The 279-nt window shown below is 39.4% G+C and carries 1 protein-coding gene; it reads right to left on the bottom strand.

Going from position 1 to position 279, the window contains the following annotated elements; all coding sequences use genetic code 11:
* A partial coding sequence (locus tag AAEY79_RS14650; protein WP_352289046.1) for a hypothetical protein occupies positions 1–279 on the bottom strand: 279 nt, incomplete at both ends.

Genomic DNA, 279 nt, shown 5'->3' with positions numbered 1-279 from the left:
ACTTGCAAGAGCTACCGTGTTTACATTAAATAGCGGATCAAGCGTTTCTGCCATTGGCGTATTAGCTTGAGCAATAAATGCTGGAGCAACAATAGAACCTAGCGAATGCCCAATGTAGGTAACGTCTTTACTATTAATAGTTGTATCGTTAATAAAGTTTAAGCCTAAACGAAGGCCTAATAAATCAGCAGCCGATTGACGTAAGCTATCACGTGCAACAAGTAATGAACTTAAGTTCATGTAACTAAGCACAGAACCCGTTGTTGCATTAAAGTCGTC

The organism is Psychrobacter sp. GW64-MNA-CIBAN-0177 (assembly GCF_040309585.1).
GTDB lineage: Bacteria > Pseudomonadota > Gammaproteobacteria > Pseudomonadales > Moraxellaceae > Psychrobacter > Psychrobacter okhotskensis.
The sequence above is the reverse complement of the archived record's forward strand: the minus strand, read 5'-3'. Positions and strand labels throughout refer to the sequence as shown.